Source organism: Parabacteroides sp. ASF519 (assembly GCF_000364265.2).
In the GTDB taxonomy this organism is placed as follows: Bacteria; Bacteroidota; Bacteroidia; order Bacteroidales; family Tannerellaceae; genus Parabacteroides; species Parabacteroides goldsteinii.
Genome location: NZ_AQFV02000006.1, coordinates 4,843,125 through 4,860,208 on the forward strand (window position 1 = coordinate 4,843,125; position 17,084 = coordinate 4,860,208).

The window sequence follows — 17,084 nt, forward strand, 5'->3', positions numbered from 1 at the left end:
TTATGCAATATCTCTAATACTTATAATAAGAGCATTATTAGACGTAAACTTGTCATTAAGAAATAAATCATAATTCAATTCAACACGAATGCGGTCATCATATATTTTAAGCTGATAAAGCAATGTCCTTACTTTTATATTAATATCTCCATCAGCAGTGATATAATCCGATTCCGTTAATTCCCCATTTAGGAAAGACATTTCAGTAAAAATCGACCCTGTACGATATAAATTAGCTTTTTCCGGGTTGATTATCAGTCGGTTTTCAACAACATGTCCTCCTGCACATAATTCTCGGTATAAAACAGAATGACTACTACCGGAACGTGAATAGTTTCCAATGGCATTAGTTACTATTTTATCCGTATAGTCGTCATACCGTTGAATATTTTGAACGATTATCCTAACATCCTTTTTCATAAATGAGGCAAGTTTTCACGGTATTGTCGCAAATAAGCTTCATCTTGATTATGGATTTGTTGTTCCAAAAAATGAACCATCTTTTGCTTATCTGTTTTTAAGTTACCACGGACTTGGATTAAGTTAGAAGCTCCATCAGTAGCAAACCTTGCATTTACCGTCAAGCTCTGAATCAGTGTTTTTAGCTCCTGCAATTTTTCAATCTCTGTTTCCTCTTTCCAATTTCCTGCTTGAATTTCTTGAAATAGCTGAGAGGTTGGATAGATGGTTAGCATGGAAGCATCTATGATTTGCGGGTGAAGCTGGTTGAAGATTTCCGCAGTTGCCTTTGCGCCAATTTCTCCTCTCCCTGAACCGGAAATACCAGTCAAGTAAAAGAAATTATAGCTCATATCCACTTCTTCTAACTTTTTGCATTGTTCGATAATATCTTTAGACAAATATCCCTTTTTCATAAAAACAAGTGCTTCATCATCTCCCGTTTCAATTCCAAACGTAATTCCATCATAACCGAGGTCTTTCAACTCTTGCAAATCTTTGACGGATTTTTGGCTAACATCAGTTATTCTTGCAAAACAACCGATGCTCTGACAGTTTGGAAAATATTCATGTACCATCTTCGCCAATGTTTTGAGCTTATCCACACTAAGTACAAAAGGATTAGCTCCTGTAAAGAATACTCTGTCTGCATCTTTATAGTAGTGATTAGCTTCTTTCAAATCTGATTTAACTTCTTCGAGCGGTGACATTCGAAACTTGAAAGGCAAGTCTTCATAAAGAGTACAGAACTTGCATGAATGATGAGTACATCCTGCTGTAACTTGAATTAAAAGGGAGTATGCCTCATAAGGCGGTCTCCAAATAGTTCCTGTGTAATGCATAATTATTTCTCCTTTTATTTATGTAAACAATGACCAAAAACAGTAGAATATCAACTGTTATTTAGTTTCTTTTTCGATGGCAAAGTTATAAATATACTTAGTATAAAAAAAGAAGTTACTTAAACGTTAGGTAGTTACAAAGGGGTAACTATTTTTGCGTATCAGATAGTTACGTGCGAAAAAAAAATAAAAAAAGATGGGAATGGTATATTTATAGGGTGATGTAGAGAAGATTTATAAAAAGCACCCGGTGTCCCTCCGGGTGCTTCAACCACAAAAATTTCAATTATAAATCTATCTATAATGAAACTTTCTGTGGCAAATATAACGATTTTCGTCTTATTTCTTCGATTTGCCTTTCTTTTGAGGAAACACAAAAGTAACATTGAACTGCTCGTCAAAGGCAAGTGAAGCGTCAAAGACTTTACCGTCCCTGTTCTTGAATCCTTTGATTAGCCCGGTTTTCCCGATAGTCACCAGTTCGGTAATCTGTTTGTCCGTCAGTTGCTTTTCGCTCTTGTTGCGGAAGATGGTAACGGAACAGTCTACATTGGAACATTTGGCGACTTTCGGATAGAAAAGGATGCGCCCGGTCTTACATTTGGGGCAGATACAATTACCACCCGAAGCAAACGAAAGCTGAACGTCCAACAGTTCAGCCGTGATTTGCCTTGCATATACTTCGATGCCTTTACGGAACGTATCGGGGTTCATTTCCCCGCTTTCTATTTTGGCAAGCGTGTTTTCCCACATTCCCGTCATTTCCACATTGGCAATTTTCTTATCCCGGATGATGTTGTAAACGGCAAGTCCTTTTTCGGTCGGAACAAGGTTCTTTTTCTCCCGGACGATATACTGGCGGGAAAACAGCGTTTCGATGATGGCTGCCCGTGTTGCGGGCGTGCCGATACCCGTATCTTTCATGCTGGCTTTCAGGTCGGCGTTTTCCAGTTCCTTACCCGCCGTTTCCATTGAAGAAAGCAAACTGCTTTCCGTATGTAACGGCTTGGGCTTGGTCTGTTTCTCCAACAGTTCAATGCCGGAAAGCGGTAAACTATCTCCGTCCTGCACGGCGGGCAAAATGGCGTTATCTTCCCCGTTCTCTTTCTCACCGAATACGGCACGCCATCCGGCGGATTTGATTACAGACCCTTTGACCGTGAAAAGTGACCCTGCGCATTCCAGCGTTACACTGGTAACGTCTTTGACGCATTTTTCAGAAAAGGCTTCCAACATCCGCCCGGCTATCAGTTCATAGATTGCCTGTTCGTCTGTTTCCAGTTTACCGGGCAGGTTTTCCGTTACTATCAGGGCGTGGTGGTCTGTTACCTTGCCATCGTTCACGGAACGGGAATTTAAGGCTTTGCCTTTCATACCGGCTGCATACCCGACAAAACGGGCGTACTGTTCCAAATTAACAAGACGTTCCGGGATTTCCTCGAACACGTCCTGCGAAATGTAACGGCTTCCGGTTCGGGGGTAGCTGATTAGTTTACCCTCGTACAACTTTTGTGCGATGGATAGGGTTTTGTCTGCGGAAAAATTTAGCTTGGTATTTGCTTCTTTTTGAAGTGAAGTCAAGTCATACAGCAAGGGCGGTTCTTGGCTCACTTCCTTACGTTCTACGGTTTTCACCTGAACCGTTTTCGCTTCCTTTATCTTTTGCAACGTGTCGATGGCGGCTTGCTGCTTATCGTACTTGTCTGCGGATAGTGCAACAAAGGAAACATTGTCTTTTGCCGCCTGTAATTTCAGTTGCCAATACTTTTGCGGGACAAAGTTCTTGTTCTCTAAAAAGCGGGTACATATCATCGCCAACGTGGGCGACTGTACTCGTCCCAAAGAAAAAATGCCTTGTCCGGCTGCCACGCTTAAAGCCTGTGTACCGTTTATGCCAATTAAATAATCGGCTTCGCTGCGTGCCTGTGCCGAAAGGAAAAGGTTATCATACAGGCTACCGGCTTTCAGGTTTTGCAGTCCCTCACGGATTGCCTTGTCGGTAAGACTGCTTATCCATAAGCGGACAAAAGGCTTGTTGCATCCGATATACTGGTAGATGTAGCGAAAGATAAGTTCTCCCTCTCTCCCTGCATCGGTGGCGACTATAATCTTGTTCGACTGGCTGAATACCTCTTTGATTACCTTTAGCTGTTTTAATGCGCCGGGGTCTGCCTTGTACCCTTTTTCCGCTTTCACCTGCCGGGGTGTAAGTTGAAAATTCTCCGGGATGATAGGCAGGCTTTCCCGGCGGAAACTCTGTATGCCGTAGGCTTCCGGCATTGCCAAACCTACAAGATGGCCGAACGCCCAGGTAACGAGATACCCGTTACCTGAAAGGTAGCCATCCTGTTTTTCACTCGCTCCTAAAATGCGGGCAATGTCCCTTGCCACACTTGGTTTTTCTCCGATTACTGCAATCATTCTAATTTCGATTTTAATTGTTCCACTTCTTTTTGTCTTAGGATTTTCCGGTCATAGTAGATGTGATAGCCAGCTACATAAAATTGTCGGTTCTGTTCGTCTATGGCTTTCCAGTCCGTTTTGAAACAGACAAGGGCAAACAGGGCGAAACCGACAACCGAAATAAGGATTAATACCGCTATCATCTTTTGCGTCCCCTGCTTTGTTTGGGTTTGTCCGTCTGCTCCTGCTTCTCCTTTTTATCCTGCTTGGTCTTTTGTTTTTCAGTGGGCTTGTCCTGACCCTTTTTCAAGGGTTCTTTCACTTTCTTGGTGGCTTCGTTGGTCTTGCCCTCCGAATTGACAGCAACCTGTGTGCGGTTCTTGCTTGCCGGAGTAATCTCTTTCACGGCGGAACGGTCAAAGCTGGGATTGTCACTGTAAAAGCCTAACTTCTTCTTATCATGGTTCACCTGAATATAAGCATCGTATTCGACCCCTCTCTTGTCTTTCAGCCCGGCAACAAAGATGGTTTTGTCATTGACCAAATCCTGCTGTTGCTGGCGGGATAGCTCTATTCCTGAAATGCTTTTGGGAATGGTTACACCGTCACTGGTGACAAGGTTGTTTTGCTGTTCCTGTTTCTGCCGTTGCTCCTGTGACTGTTTGGCATTGGGATAGATAAATTCCAAACTTTTCTTGTCGGCATTGACTTGAACGGTTGCGGAAAAGGGATTTTTACGGTTGGAAATCATATTTTCAAGGAATATCCCTTTTCCCTCCCGTAAGGCTTGCTGCTGTTCCTTGTTCAATTTGACACCTTTTATTTCATCAGGGATTTGGACGCTGCTTGCACGCATGGAAACAAGTTCGTTTGTTACCTTATCCACGCTGACAAAAGAGGGTATCATTTCTCCCGTGATATAGTTTTTTAAGTTTACTATCCGTCCCATGTTTCCCGTTTCAAGAAGATTGGCTTTGTCCTCTTTGGAAAATTCATGTCCAAAGAACGGGCGTTCAAGTTCCGGCTTTTGTCGGATGCCGTGTATAGCCAAAACTACATTCCCGTCTTTGTCGTGCCGGAAAGACAGTCGTGCGTCCATCTTCATAATGGCGGAATTGTAGTTTCCCGAAATGGTGAACGCTCCGGGTGACTTATAGCCCCTTAACATGGGTTCTAAAGCCTTTGCCTTTTCAAGTTGTTCTTTGGATAGCCCGAAGTTCTTCAGGGCTTCCCAGTCCACCTTGTCGGGGTCGATGTAATACTTGCTTTTGTCAGGTTGCTGCGGTGCTTGCGCCGTTGCTCCCGTTTCTTTGGCTGGCTGCTGCTCTTTCTTGGCTTCCTGCTTCACGGTTTCAGGTGTCACCCGGTAACGCTCTATGCCTGCTTCATTTTCCGGTGTAGGGTTGTTGAAGTTATCCCTGATTATCGGCTCGATTTTGGGAAGTTCCAACTTCGGGATTTTGAAGAAGTTGAAGCGGGTCGGGTTCTTCAACTGGTTCATCATGTTGGAAAAGAAGTTGGAAAAGAAATCACCGTGACGGTCGAATTTCAGTAGTTCGCTGTTGTTCTCCGGCGGTACGGTTTGGAGTTCCCCGTTTTCATCCACGCCTTTTACTGCGCTGATTGTCTTTTTCTCCTTATCCAGTACAAGAAGAATATCCATCATCTGCTCGTCAGTGGTGGATTGGCTGGCTGTGTTTACATCCATAATGTTTTGAATTTTAGTGAATAAATAAAATTTTCGGAAGTAAAAGTAAGGATGAAATAGAGTATATTTAAGGATTTGGGAACAGGTGGCTTCATTAGTCCTCGTTTGGCTTCATTTGTCCGAATAGGTACATAAAAACACAATTCATTAGTTGGAAATCAAAAAAACACGTATATTTGTAAATCAGTAATAAATAATATATGTATATGGAACTAAAGCATTTAACCATAGTTAAAGATAAAAGGTCTAATTGTTTATCTTGCATGGGCATTACTACTATACAAGATTACATTAAGTATATCGAAGATATATACAAAATTAAGGGTGGTATAGAAGGACAACGTGATGCACTACGTACAAGTTCCGCAATCAAAATAAGGAAACGTATGGTTGAAGACATTGTTAAAGGAACAGTTCTTCCACCTGTTGTGTTGGGCCTTTTATTATCACATGAAGACTTTATAAAAATTAATACAGCAGAACCTAATAAGGATGTTATATTAGAAATACTATCTAATGCTTCTGATGAGAATATTTCACTTATTGATGGTATGCAACGTACTACTGCTATTATTGAGGCTTTTAAAATGAGTGAAGATATTGCAAATAACGACTTACGAGTTGAAATATGGATTGTTGAGAACTTAAACAATTTAATGTATCGTATGCTCGTTCTCAATACAGGTCAAGTACCTTGGACTATAAGACGTCAATTAGAAGTTGTATATGGCTCTCTATTAAAAACAATTAAAAATTCTGTCCCTGAAATAGAAATTTATGCCATAGATGATTCAAAATACCGAACTGATGGGGGGCAATATCAAGGTGAAAGCATTATTGAATTATTTATAGTATTTGGTTCCAGAAAAGAAAAAGTCAATATTAAAGAACGTGTTGCAGAAGAGTTTACAAGATTAGATTTTATCGAATCCACTGATAAAAGCGACCTTTTATCAATGTTTATCCGATGTTTACAAATTATGTATAAGGTAGATAAAGCTTTTACAAGATTTGAATCTCAAAATAAAACTGGTAAATTTGCAGAGGGCAAAGACCTATTTAAAAGTCAACCTGCAAGAATTGGATTCATGGCTGCTTTAGCTATTGAAATATTTGGACGTCCGGGAAATGATAGAGGTGAAGAAGCACAGCTAAAAATATTAAATAGAATAGAAAATGAAGTGGATGATTTTATTGCCTTAGTTGATAAACTTACAAAAGAAGAATTAGAAGCCTTTTTAGCACTTAATATACTCAATGAGTGTCTTAATGACCACAATCCATCTAAGGTTGGTGACTTTGAAAGAACTTTTTTTAAGGAAGCTTTTTATGCCCTTATACAAGAGCATTTTAATACACAAAGTATGGTTTTAAGTTGGCGCGCTTATTAAAATGGGAATACTAAAAATAAATGAAGCAAATTCATATTTAAAAGAATGTCTTGTTAATACTGTCGCTGAGGAATTACCTGATAAGAAGTTAAAAATAGAGCCACGGCTTCTATTCTTATCAAAAGAACAATTTGATAAAGCCAATAACATAAATATCAAATATAATGTTTTAAAAATTTTAGCTCTAAAATTCCTTATAATAGAGTTAGAATCAGTAGATTATATTGCTATTATTGGCAATAATAATGTCAAATGCGAGAATGATGATTTAGAGTATATTGATATTGATGAATCTTTTTACATAGTTACAGCCTACGGAGCAAAAATAGATATAAAAAAAGACTGTAAGGCATATGATATATTACAAGCTATTTATGAACCTGAAAAGCCTGAAATATTCCAAGGTTATGAGCTTGACACATTTAAGGATTTTTTTGAGCCTATTGTTATATACAAATTACCGGAATTATGCCAAAGCAATATAATCTTTAAAAAATATGTAGGTACATTTTTAATGTACAATAAAGATATGTTACTATTGCCATTCAGCGATAATACAAAACAAGCATATCTTGATATTTTTACTGATACTAAATGTATAAATGAAAATATTCTTAGCAGTTCTGTTGCCTATTGCTGGCGATATTGTTTTTTAGATATATATCGCTGTCTTGAACCAAAATTCACCTATCCATGTATAAAAAAATTAAAATCAAGTTTATCTTTATCACACACAAGTGATATTATAGATAATTCATTATATGATATTTTAGGCTGGAGAGTTAAAGAAGAAGGGGCTATGGTTGATTTGTTTGATTGTTTGCCCCAAATTTTAAAAACGGAATTTGCAAGAATAAAAAAAGATGATGAAGCTGATATTATTGGTAAAAGAATATATAAATTAAGGAATTCTATAGTACATCATTATTCTGTTGAAAACAATATTGAAGATGTAAGGACGCCATTAGAATGGGATAATTTAATATGTTTAATGTTAAAAGCGATAAAAGAGATATATGCCATATATACATAGCTATGACAATCATAAAAAGTGAAACATCATAGCTATGTGTTTATAAAGTTATATTAGTTATCGTTTTCTCTAATTAAATGCTGTAAATCCGGGTCGTTCTTAATCCGTTCCATTTCGTCCGTGACAATCTGCTGGACTTCCTGCTTGACCCGGTTGTAATTTGCCTGTATTTCTTCCTGCATCCGGTCGTTCCCGTCCTCGTCCCTGAAATCTATGATTTGGGGCAGTTTCTTGTAATTAGCTGTTTCCCGCTTCACTTTCTCGTTATCCACCACAATTTCGGCATGGAATATTTTCTGTTCTATCCTTTCATCGAAATTGTCGCTGACTGCACCCACGAACATACCCTGCGTTAAGTTGGATATTTTACTGGGTGGTATCAAGCTATCCATCTGCGTGCTGATAGAGGTTGATTTGTCGTTCCGGTTAATAGTCATGCTTTGCCGTTTTTGCAGTACCTTTCCGAAACGGTCTGAAAGCGTTTTAGCCGTTTCAGAAACCACCTGACCGGAAAAGATATTACCTACTGTATTTTCGATTACCCGGCTTTCCTTGTCCCCATAGTCCCGGCGTAACTGGCTGAAATCCTGAAAGCCCAAACAAACAGCCACCTTGTTGCTTCGTGCCGTTGCTATCAGGTTATCCAGTCCCCGAAAATAGATGGTCGGTAGTTCGTCAATGATTACAGAACTTTTCAGTTGGTGCTTCTTGTTTATCAGCTTCACGATACGGGAATTATATAGACCCAAAGCACAGGAATAGATATTCTGACGGTCGGGATTATTGCCTACTACCAAAATTTTAGGTTCTTCCGGGTTGTTTATATCCAGTGAAAAATCATCACCTGTCATTACCCAATATAAAGCCGGGCTTATCATCCTTGAAAGCGGGATTTTAGCACTTGCAAGCTGCCCCTGAAGCTGGTCTTGCGCATTACTTTCCCATGCGTCCATGAACGGTGAAAGATAGTTTTCCAGTTCGGGATAGCTGGTTAAAATAGTGAACGTATCGGCATATTTCTTGTTCAAAAATTCAATGGCGTGCGGAAATGTACAATACTTACCACCCTGATAGATTTTCAAAAACCATATTATAGAAGCCAGCAGGATAATCGGGCTTTCCACAAAGAAATCTCCCTGCTTGGTTATCCAACTGCGGTTAAGGTTTAACATGATTGTATAACTGGCTTCGTATGCGTCCGATATGTCCGTCATAAACGCCGGATTTATCGGGTTGCATCGGTGACTTTTTCGTGGGTCGTCAAAATTAATCATATAGAATTTAGGTTTTACCTTATACCCGTCTAAATGGTTGATTAGATGATTATAAGCTATCTCCGAAAGGTCAGGGAATTTGTAGTCATAAATATAAACAGCAAAACCTTTTTCGATTTGTTGTTTGATGTAGTTATTGACTATCGCATACGATTTTCCCGAACCGGGTGTGCCTAAAACCATGCTTGCCCTGAACGGGTTTACAACGTTTATCCACCCGTCATTCCATTTCTTTTTGTAGTAGAACCGTGTCGGCAGGTTGATGGAATACTCGTTTTCTATCAGGCGTGTTTCCTGTGCGAAACTTTCATTCTCCAAATTAAACACATCATCCATCAGGTTGTTTTTCAGCAAACGTGAAATCCATACTCCGGCAGCCAAAAGGGAAAGATACCCGGCTGTCATGGTAAAGATGTACAGGCTTGTATTTGCCACCGATGGCAAGGGCAAAGCCAACAGCCACCAGTTCAGGAAGAACAGGATAAAACCGATTGTCAGGAACACATAAATCTTGTTCCATGTGATTTTTTCCTCTTTCACTCCCTTTGTACCCAAACAGGAAAGCGCAAGAAATACCACCGAAAAAAGTTTGGTGTACAGGATATTGGAAAACAGCCCGGCGGTACGCTGGAAGTTCAGCAGGATTTTATCGACTACCCCGATATTGATACCCCACTCCCGGAACGACTGGTAACAAAACCAGTAAATGTTTATCACTACAAATAAAATACTGATTGCCCGCATAAAGTCCATGACCTTTGCAAGTCCTCTTAAATCATCTTCATTCTGCATAATTGAAATTTTATAGTTATTAAATACGTCTTTGTTTCTTCTTCTTTTTCTTCTTCTTGGGTGGCGGAACTTGGCTGTTGTCGGGCGGGGTATCATTCCCGCCGGATAACAGACTGAACAGTCCGGCAATGGTTTTGCCTGTATTTTCAAGGTGTCCGGTCGGGCTATATTCCGGCGTGTGTTCCTGCATTTCCTGTTTGCTGTTTCCCGTCAAAGTACGGGAGCCGGAAAACAGGTCGTTGAACACATTGGCGGAAAAGTCCTTTCCCAACCGTGAACCGTTCAGGACGGTACGGTTTTCGTGGTCGATGAATGTTACACCGTATATCCTGCCTGTATCGTTCTGCCGGAAAAGAACATCTATGCCTCTCTTTTTCAGTTCTTGTTCCAGTTCCTTACGATTATGGGCGGATTTCATCACTGCGCCGACCGTCCGGCGGGTGCGTTCTTTCAGGTTCTTGTCCTGAATGTCCTTTGTAGATTTCTTGATGTGTCGCTGGATAGCTTCGTAGCCTACCGACTTACCCAAAGAGGAAGATTTGAACGGGTTTCCCTGCTTTTCTCCCTTGTCATTGGTCGCCGAATAGACAATGCCGTTATAGGGTTTGCCGTTCACTACCCCTTTCACTTCCTCCGCTTGTACATTATATATAGATAGCAACGCTTTGTATTCCGTAAAACTCTGGAAACGGTAACTGCCCACAAGGGCTTTCACCGTATTGGATAACTGGTGCTTTACGTCCCCTGCCCGGTAGTCCACCTTTTTAAGTTCGGGGCGGTCGGCTGCCTGTTTCTTCTCTGCCGGATGCAGCCCGTACTTCTGTTCCAGTTCACGGGTGATTTGCTTGCTGCGGATATGCTCGAACTTGTCGTTTATCTTTTTGCCCGTATCATCCACCCGGATGGAAACGATATGTATATGATGCCTTGCAATATCTTCATGCTTGTACACCATATATGGCTGGTTGCCGTACCCCAACTTATCCATATACTCTTTGGCAATGTCTGCAAGCTGGCTGTCGGAAAGCACATCGTCCGGGTGCGGGTTCAGGGAGATATGGATAATCGGTTTTTCCGTTTTCAGGTCTGCGGGCAGGTGCATATCGAAACATTCCATACAACGCCGGATGCTGAAATTCCCGTCCTCGCTCTCAAACATCCGGTTGCTTAAAAGTACCTTTCCCTGCTCTTCATCCACCTTGTTTTGATTGTAGGAAAGCGCACCGAACAGGGAACTGCCTACGCTTATCTTTGCAACCATCTTGTTTCAAACTCACGGGTCAGTTCAATAATTTGGCGGTTCAGGTCGGCAAGTTCCACCGTTGCCTTTTCCAGTTTATAGAGAAATGCGAGTGCTTTCTTCTCTGAAAAATTGGTATTGAGAGCCTTTACCACCTGATTATAATTCACGGCAATTCCCCTGTACTGGGAATATAAAGCGGTCAGCCGGGTATAATATTCGACTGCCGCCTTGTCGATTCTAATCACTTTGAACGGTTCGCCGAAGATACGGGCGGTGATAAAATGTGCTTTCGTGCGCATACCGGACTGGTCGAACAATGCCAAAAAGCGGGCGTGGTCTATCGCATTGAAGCTGATAGAGTACCTGAACACTGCCGGGTCTGCTTTGGGCTTGCGCCCTGCGCCACCCGGACGGGGCGCATTTTCATTTTTCTGTTTCATGCTACATTTTTTAAAGGGTTACGACTTCGGAGTGCCCCTATCCCGGCTTCGTCCGGGCAAGGCGTTCAAAGCTGCTGAAAGAATTTCAAGCTGCGCAGAACACACCTTGCTATTTGCCAGTGCAAATAAAAATCCGCCTACGGACGGATTGGGGTTAGCAGAGATTGGAACGCTCCCGGCGGCGGGGGCTTGGTTAGCCTGACCGATACCTTTCGGTTGCAAAGTAACGGGTATTAAAAATACTGTGAAATAGCGGGTTATAGGACAAATGAGGACAAACGGGGACATTTGAGGACACATCTCGAAAGGGGTTGTTTTTCTACGTTTATTTGTCCCGGATTTAAGAAAGAAAGCAATATGGACGGATGGAAATATGTATCGGCAAACGGACGGAAAGAAAGCGGTTTTGAAAACTTGAAAACAAGATTTCAAGATTGCAATCTTTCAAGAAAGCAGGAAAGCAAACCGGATGGAATGATTGAAAGAAAACAGCCTTTCAATCGGGAAAGCAAACTGTCTGCAAAGATGGCAGTCCGTTTTTGTGGAAAGATTGAAAATGAAGAAGAAAGAAAGGAAACAGTCTGTCTTTGTAGAATGATGGAAAGAAAAGAAGCAAGGAAGAAAGAAGTCATTCCCTCTTTCGTGCTTTCAGTTTGGAACGAAAGCAAACTATCCGTCAATCTGAACGGATGGAATGAAATAAAGATGTATCACAAAAAAGAATTCTTACAATGAAGAAAGAAACCTCGTATGTGGCTTTCTCCACCCAAAAGGGCGGGGTCGGCAAAACAACGTTCACCGTCTTGGTGGCAAGTTACCTGTACTACCTGAAAGGGTATAACGTGGCGGTCGTGGATTGCGATTACCCGCAGCACAGTATCAGTGCCATGCGCAAACGGGATGCCGAACTGGTGAACGGGGATGATTACTACAAACAGCTTGCCTTTCACCAGTTCAAAGCATTGGGAAAGAAAGCGTACCCGGTGCTTTGCAGTTCACCGGACGAAGCGATAAAAACGGCGGATGAATATCTTGCGTCTGCCGGGATGGATTATGATGTGGTCTTTTTCGACCTGCCCGGAACGGTGAACAGTGAGGGCGTTATCAACTCCCTTTCCGGGGTGGATTATATTTTCACCCCCATAGCCGCCGACCGGGTAGTATTGGAAAGCAGCCTTTCCTTTGCAGTGGCTATCCATAAACTGCTGGTTAAGAATGAAGCGTGCCGCCTGAAAGGGCTTCACCTGTTTTGGAATATGGTAGATGGACGGGAAAAAACAGACCTGTACACCCTGTATGAACAGACCATCGGGGAACTGGAACTGCCCCTTATGAAAGTATTTATCCCCGACACCAAAAGGTTTAAAAAGGAACTGGACGCGCAGCGTAAAACCGTATTCCGTTCCACACTTTTTCCGGCGGACAAACGGCTGGTAAAGGGCAGCAACATGGAAGAACTGATAACCGAAATCGCATACCTTATAAAATTGTAACGATATGGCAAAGCAAAGCGGCGGGAAACCGCAAATTGACGAGGATTTTATGAAAGAGATTATTTCACAGGGCTTACCCGTGAAGAAACAGGAAACGCCATCGGTGACGGTGAAAACGGAAATAGAAACACCGGATAAACCGGAAATCAAGACAGAACCAAAGGAAGAAAAGACATTGAAAGAACCTGCCCGCCGGAAAAAGAACGCTCCGGGTGACTACCGGGAAACCTATTTCATGCGGGTGGACTTGACCGACCGACAACCGTTATATGTCAGCCGTGCCACACACGAAAAGCTGATGAAGATAGTAACCGTTATCGGCGGACGCAAAGCGACCGTCAGCAGCTATGTAGAAAATATCCTGCTCCGGCATTTCGACCAGTTTCAGGACGAGATAAACGAACTGTACGAAAGCAAATTTGAAAAGCCGTTCTGATATGTTGAAATGGTTTATTATCGGAACGCTCCTGTATTACGCCATTCTTTTATGGCGATACAGGGATAGCTTGGGAACATGGTTCACGGGTGGGAAAAGAGAGCCGGAACAGCCGGGAAGCAAACCGACCGTGAAAACAGGAAACGGGGATTCTCTTGTAGGTGCAAGCCGTTACCGGATGGGACAAATGAGGACAAACGAGGACATCTTAGGACACCTTTCAAAAGGGGTTGATAATGCTTCTATATTTGTCCCGAAAAGCGATGAAGCAGAGGAAGAAAGACCTGCCCCGCAAGCGATTGACACCGAATTTGAAATGGAGTTTGAAACGGAAGAAACGGATATTTCGCTGGATGAAATCGAAGCGGAAGAAATCGCCTGTTACATGGGTGACGGTGAACCGGAAATGGCACAGGGTATCACACTGGGGGAACTGGGGCAAATGATACAGGTCATTCAGATAAAACAAGCGTCCGAAGCGGAAGAACGGCAAGCGGTACAAACCATCTGCCGGACGGAAACAAACCTGTTTCATTCGCTGGTGGAACAGATTAACGGGGGCAGGTCACGGGTAGCGGAACTTTTACAAAAGCATGAGATACCCGTGCCCGCCATCGTTCCGGTTGCCGGAAATGATGAAATGGCAGACTTTGACATGAACGATTTTCTTTAATGGTAAACTTTAAATAATAAGATGATGAAACAAAGAGATTACGGTTAAGACAAACCTTTCCGAACACGGGGAACACTCCCCGCAACCACAAAAATTCAATTATTAATCACTCCGCCGGGCGGACTATCCAACCGTCCGGCAATTTAAAAATCAATGTATTTATAATGAAAAAGAAAGTTCTCTTTTCGGCAGTCGCTCTATTGGCTGCATCCGCTACGTTTGCACAAGGTAACGGCATGGCAGGTATTACGGAAGCTACCAACATGGTAACATCCTATTTTGACCCGGCGACAAAATTAATTTACGCCATCGGTGCGGTGGTGGGCTTGATTGGCGGCGTGAAAGTCTATGGCAAGTTTGTGCGACGTGAAGTTGCGTAAGTGATTGTGTAACATTAAGATTACACCTCCAGTTCCGTCTGGAGTAGCCTACGGACACATGCATTAGGAGTAATTCTTTTGTATGAAGCTGTCCCGACAAGGTAGCCTTTCCGAAAGGAGAAGATTGAACCGTGAGGGGAAATCAACGGCTGATAACACCATTCAGCACGAGGAGCTTGGCTTAGCGGTATGGTCAACGAAAGTGAACTGTCCGATAAACATCGTAAAGTACAACGAGCCAAAGGTTGTTGACAGGCTCGAACCAAAAGGTAAGCAGTCGGCTGTCCTCTTGAATTTTGGGGACACACGGACATTAGCACTGCCGGTGGAATAGACAGGACCTAACCCGCTTATTTGTCACTTATGTAAAACACGGTAAGCCCGTACCTCTCCAGTTCATTAAAGCTGGTAAGCAAGCCGCAAGGCAAGCCTACATGGGGTGCGGGTATAGGATAGCGGAAAAAGCGAATGCCTCCCTGTAATGGGGAGGATACGGATTGAGCCAATATCACGGGTTGGTAAAGGTAACATCATCCGACACGAAAGTGGGCAGACTTCCGCCTATGGTGACACTTTACAAGATAGTTTACAGAACTTTTAAAGAAAGGAAAGCAAATGAACGCAAAGAAATTGGCGTGTGCGCCCGAAGACATAGACATTCACGAACTCTGGTCGAAAATCGACTGGGACAAATGCGAGCGTTTTGTCCAAAAGCTGCAAGCACGTATTGTAAAGGCTCAAAGGGAAGGCAGACATAACAAGGTGAAAGCCCTGCAATGGATGCTTACCCACTCGTTCTACGCCAAAGCATTGGCGGTAAAACGAGTTACGACTAACAAAGGAAAATCTACTTCCGGCGTTGACAAGATTACATGGTCTTCTCCATTGGCGAAAGCCAAAGCCATATTCACTCTGAAAAGACGTGGCTACAAGCCACAACCTCTAAAACGTGTGAATATCAAAAAGAAGAACGGGAAATTACGCCCACTCGGAATACCAACGATGAAAGACCGTGCGATGCAGGCATTATACTTAATGGCACTTGACCCGATAGCGGAAACCACTGGCGACAGCCATTCCTACGGATTCCGCAAACATCGCTGTACGCATGATGCCATTGAGCAATGTTACATTGTACTTTCTCGCTCGGTAGCTCCCGAATGGATTCTTGAAGGGGACATCAAAGGATGTTTCGACCATATCAGTCATGAGTGGTTAATCAACAATATCCCTATGGATAAGGAGATACTACGCAAATGGCTCGAATGTGGTTATGTGTTCAACGGTGAACTCTTTCCTACGGAAGAGGGAACCCCACAAGGCGGCATAATATCCCCAACTCTCGCAAACATGGCACTTGACGGGTTACAAGGATTACTGGAAACATGTATCAAAAAGTATAAAAAGAATTATAAACAGATATACTCTAAGATACATCTTATACGGTATGCAGACGATTTTATTGTAACAACAAAGGATAAGGAAACGATAGAACTGGTTATACTTCCATTAGTACGCAAGTTTCTTGCGGAAAGAGGTCTGACACTATCAGAAGAAAAGACAAAAATCACACATATAAGTGAGGGATTTGACTTTCTCGGCTTCAATATCCGAAAGTTCCGCAATAACACATTGCTGACAAGACCGTCAAAGGATGCGCAAAAGAGATTTTGCGATAAAATCCGTAAAACAATAGAATCCAACAAGTGCGTAAAGCAGAAGTCGCTGATTATGATGTTGAATCCAATCATAAAAGGTTGGGGAAACTATTACAAATACGGTGCTTCTGGTGAGATATTTCACCGAATGGATTGGGAAATCTTTAAGAAAATATGGCAATGGGCAAGACGCAGACATCCGCAGAAATGCAAAGGATGGGTAAAGGATAAGTATTTCAGAACACTAAATGGACACTCGTGGAGATTTGCGGCAGATATGGGCAAGAAAGATAAGATTGATTATCTCGAACTGACCTATCTACCAACCATCCACCATGAGAAATTCGTCAAGGTTCGGCATTATGCCAATCCGTATGACCCAGCCGATAAGTCGTACTACGAATGGAGAGAAACCTACCGAATGAAGCAAACGCTGAAAGGCAGGCAATCTCTGATAAACATTTGGAAACGACAAAATAAGGTATGTCCTGTATGTGAAGAGCGTATTGACAGGGAAAGACCTTGGAGTATCACTGAACAAATAGTCAGCGGACAAAAGATAAGAACTCTTGTACATACCAGTTGTAAACGTAAAATGCATAGTAGATTATGAATATGAAAGTCGAAAATGAGATGGCTCTACCGATAACAAAGTCGGTAACGGTCATGTTGCTTGAGCCGTATGCGGGGAAACTCGCACGTACGGTTCTTAGAGGGAAAGCTCCCGTAAGGGGGCTGACCTACTCGACTCGAGCGGCGACCCCGACACCTCAAAGACCGCCGCCAGTTGGTTTGGGGCGTGCATCTTCCTGATTGTCGCCGCCACTATCCTGCGGTCGTTCTTCCTATAAAACGGCGG

15 protein-coding genes and 2 pseudogenes are annotated in these 17,084 nt (G+C 42.5%); 9 read left to right on the plus strand and 8 right to left on the minus strand.

All coding sequences use genetic code 11. From position 1 onward, the window contains the following. The 5 genes from C825_RS19405 to C825_RS19425 form a co-directional block, all read right to left on the minus strand. Positions 1-420, minus strand: a complete 420-nt coding sequence (locus C825_RS19405) for a YwiB family protein (RefSeq protein WP_010803749.1) — start codon at positions 418-420, stop codon at positions 1-3. After that, on the minus strand, positions 417-1,301 hold the full coding sequence (locus C825_RS19410) for a radical SAM protein (RefSeq protein WP_010803750.1): 885 nt from the start codon (positions 1,299-1,301) through the stop codon (positions 417-419). Before C825_RS19410 ends, C825_RS19405 begins: the two co-directional genes overlap by 4 nt. Before the next feature lie 339 nt (positions 1,302-1,640). Beyond that, positions 1,641-3,722 (minus strand): type IA DNA topoisomerase, encoded by a 2,082-nt coding sequence (locus C825_RS19415; protein ID WP_010803751.1) that lies wholly within the window; start codon positions 3,720-3,722, stop codon positions 1,641-1,643. Next, entirely contained in the window at positions 3,719-3,907 is a 189-nt protein-coding gene (locus tag C825_RS19420; protein ID WP_010803752.1) for a hypothetical protein, read from the minus strand. The genes C825_RS19415 and C825_RS19420 overlap by 4 nt, the downstream gene beginning before the upstream one ends. Beyond that, the gene (locus C825_RS19425; protein ID WP_010803753.1) at positions 3,904-5,412 is read right to left on the minus strand and encodes a DUF3945 domain-containing protein; all 1,509 of its coding nucleotides are present in this window, start codon (positions 5,410-5,412) and stop codon (positions 3,904-3,906) included. Before C825_RS19425 ends, C825_RS19420 begins: the two co-directional genes overlap by 4 nt. Positions 5,413-5,618: 206 nt before the next feature. Here C825_RS19425 and C825_RS19430 point away from each other — a divergent pair, with 206 nt between their 5' ends. Both C825_RS19430 and C825_RS19435 read left to right on the plus strand, forming a co-directional pair. Beyond that, positions 5,619-6,803, plus strand: coding sequence for a hypothetical protein (locus C825_RS19430; protein ID WP_010803754.1), 1,185 nt, complete (start codon positions 5,619-5,621; stop codon positions 6,801-6,803). Between the two features lies 1 nt (position 6,804). Next, complete coding sequence (locus C825_RS19435) at positions 6,805-7,836, plus strand: hypothetical protein (protein WP_010803755.1); 1,032 nt, start codon at positions 6,805-6,807, stop codon at positions 7,834-7,836. Between the two features lie 53 nt (positions 7,837-7,889). Here the strand turns inward: C825_RS19435 and mobC are convergent, their stop codons facing one another. From mobC to mobA, 3 genes are read right to left on the minus strand one after another with little or no spacing between them, the layout of a single operon-like run. Further along, on the minus strand, positions 7,890-9,902 hold the full coding sequence (mobC, locus tag C825_RS19440; RefSeq protein ID WP_010803756.1) for a conjugal transfer protein MobC: 2,013 nt from the start codon (positions 9,900-9,902) through the stop codon (positions 7,890-7,892). A 19-nt stretch (positions 9,903-9,921) separates the two neighbouring features. Then, entirely contained in the window at positions 9,922-11,163 is a 1,242-nt protein-coding gene (gene mobB / locus C825_RS19445) for a conjugal transfer protein MobB (RefSeq protein WP_010803757.1), read from the minus strand. Further along, a complete protein-coding gene (gene mobA, locus C825_RS19450; protein ID WP_010803758.1) occupies positions 11,148-11,585 on the minus strand; it encodes a conjugal transfer protein MobA in 438 nt (145 codons plus the stop codon). Before mobA ends, mobB begins: the two co-directional genes overlap by 16 nt. Positions 11,586-11,942: 357 nt before the next feature. Between mobA and C825_RS19455 the strand changes: the two genes are divergently transcribed. The 7 genes and pseudogenes from C825_RS19455 to C825_RS19485 all read left to right on the plus strand — a co-directional run. Continuing rightward, positions 11,943-12,320: a hypothetical protein gene (locus C825_RS19455; RefSeq protein WP_010803760.1), complete on the plus strand. Its 378-nt coding sequence runs from the start codon at positions 11,943-11,945 to the stop codon at positions 12,318-12,320. After that, positions 12,317-13,078, plus strand: coding sequence for a ParA family protein (locus C825_RS19460; protein WP_010803761.1), 762 nt, complete (start codon positions 12,317-12,319; stop codon positions 13,076-13,078). The genes C825_RS19455 and C825_RS19460 overlap by 4 nt, the downstream gene beginning before the upstream one ends. A 4-nt stretch (positions 13,079-13,082) precedes the next feature. Then, positions 13,083-13,514: a DUF3408 domain-containing protein gene (locus C825_RS19465; protein WP_010803762.1), complete on the plus strand. Its 432-nt coding sequence runs from the start codon at positions 13,083-13,085 to the stop codon at positions 13,512-13,514. 1 nt (position 13,515) lies between these two features. Next, a complete protein-coding gene (locus tag C825_RS19470; protein WP_010803763.1) occupies positions 13,516-14,187 on the plus strand; it encodes a hypothetical protein in 672 nt (223 codons plus the stop codon). 164 nt (positions 14,188-14,351) lie between these two features. Further along, a pseudogene (locus C825_RS19475) lies at positions 14,352-14,546 on the plus strand (DUF4134 family protein); the annotation flags it as partial. Positions 14,547-15,182: 636 nt separating this feature from the next. Beyond that, a complete protein-coding gene (gene ltrA, locus C825_RS19480; RefSeq protein ID WP_010801788.1) occupies positions 15,183-16,838 on the plus strand; it encodes a group II intron reverse transcriptase/maturase in 1,656 nt (551 codons plus the stop codon). 136 nt (positions 16,839-16,974) lie between these two features. Continuing rightward, positions 16,975-17,076: pseudogene (locus tag C825_RS19485) on the plus strand (DUF4134 family protein); the annotation flags it as partial. Positions 17,077-17,084: the final 8 nt, after the last annotated feature.